This is a genomic window from Streptomyces sp. NPDC004647 (assembly GCF_040609575.1).
In the GTDB taxonomy this organism is placed as follows: Bacteria; Actinomycetota; Actinomycetes; order Streptomycetales; family Streptomycetaceae; genus Streptomyces.
The window spans coordinates 1-1,797 of the sequence record NZ_JBEXKU010000201.1; the positions used below are offsets into that span (position 1 = coordinate 1).

A 1,797-nucleotide genomic window follows, 5' to 3' on the forward strand; every position below is an offset into this window, starting at 1 on the left:
CGGTTGTGGGTTGAGGTGGTGTCAGTCCTTGATTTCGCAGATGAGGGCGCCGGAGGTGACGGAGGCGCCGACTTCGGCGGTGAGGCCCTTGATGGTGCCGCTGCGGTGGGCGTTGAGGGGTTGTTCCATTTTCATGGCTTCGAGGACGACGACGAGGTCGCCTTCTTTGATCTCTTGGCCGTCCTCGACGGCGATTTTGACGATGGTGCCCTGCATGGGGGAGGCCAGGGCGTCGCCGGAGGCGGCGGAGCCGGCCTTCTTGGCGGTCTTGCGCTTGGGCTTTTTGGTGCCGGCGGCGGGGGCGGCGGCCACGCCCAGGGAGGAGGGCAGGGAGACCTCCAGGCGTTTGCCGCCGACCTCGACGACGACGGTTTCGCGGGTCTCGGTCTCGGTTTCGTCGGCGCCGGGGGCGGCGAAGGGCTCGATGGTGTTGGCGAACTCGGTTTCCATCCAGCGGGTGTGGACGGTGAAGTGGGCGGCGGAGCCGCCGAGCTCGGGGGCGTAGGCGGGGTCGGTGACCACGGCGCGGTGGAAGGGGATGGCGGTGGCCATGCCCTCGACGGTGAATTCTGCCAGGGCACGGGCGGCGCGTTGGAGGGCCTGGCGGCGGGTGGCGCCGGTGACGATGAGTTTGGCGAGCAGGGAGTCCCAGGCGGGGCCGATGACCGAGCCGCTTTCCACGCCGGCGTCCAGGCGGACGCCGGGGCCGGTGGGTGGGGAGAAGCGGGTGACGGTGCCGGGGGCGGGCAGGAAGCCGCGGCCGGGGTCCTCGCCGTTGATGCGGAACTCGATGGAGTGGCCGCGCACGGGTGGGTCGTCGTAGCCGAGTTTTTCGCCGTCGGCGATGCGGAACATCTCGCGCACCAGGTCGATGCCGGTGACTTCTTCGGTGACCGGGTGTTCGACCTGGAGGCGGGTGTTGACCTCGAGGAAGGAGATGGTGCCGTCGGTGCCGACGAGGAATTCCACGGTGCCGGCGCCGATGTAGCCGGCTTCGGTGAGGATGGCTTTGGAGGCGCGGTAGAGCTCGGCGTTCTGGGCCTGGGTGAGGAAGGGGGCGGGGGCTTCCTCGACGAGTTTTTGGTGGCGTCGCTGGAGGGAGCAGTCGCGGGTGGAGACCACCACGACGGTGCCGTGGCTGTCGGCCAGGCACTGGGTTTCCACGTGGCGGGGCTTGTCGAGGTAGCGCTCGACGAAGCATTCGCCGCGGCCGAAGGCGGCTACGGCTTCGCGGACGGCGGAGTCGTAGAGTTCGGGGATTTCTTCCAGGGTGCGGGCGACTTTCAGGCCGCGTCCGCCGCCGCCGAAGGCTGCCTTGATGGCGATGGGCAGGCCGTGTTCCCGGGCGAATTCCAGGACGTCCTCGGCGCCGGAGACGGGGTCGGGGGTGCCGGCGACCAGGGGGGCGCCGGCGCGTTGGGCGATGTGCCGGGCGGCGACTTTGTCGCCCAGGTCGCGGATGGCCTGGGGCGGGGGGCCGATCCAGATCAGGCCGGCGTCCAGGACGGCCTGGGCGAACTCGGCGTTCTCCGAGAGGAACCCGTAGCCCGGGTGGATGGCGTCGGCTCCCGACTCGGCTGCCGCGGCCAGGACTTTGGCCATGTCCAGATAGCTGGCGGCCGGGGTGTCACCACCCAGCGCGTAGGCCTCGTCGGCCGCGCGGACGTGCAATGCGTCCCGGTCCGGGTCGGCGTAGACGGCTACCGATCCGATCCCGGCGTCCCGACAGGCACGGGCAACGCGGACAGCGATTTCGCCACGGTTGGCGATGAGCACCTTGCGCACGATGGCTCCCTC

At 70.2% G+C, this 1,797-nt stretch carries 1 protein-coding gene; it reads right to left on the bottom strand.

The window, feature by feature from the left end:
* Window positions 1-21: 21 nt before the first annotated feature.
* Window positions 22-1,785, bottom strand: a complete 1,764-nt coding sequence (locus ABZW18_RS34665; protein WP_356195480.1) for a biotin carboxylase N-terminal domain-containing protein — start codon at window positions 1,783-1,785, stop codon at window positions 22-24.
* Window positions 1,786-1,797 lie beyond the last annotated feature (12 nt).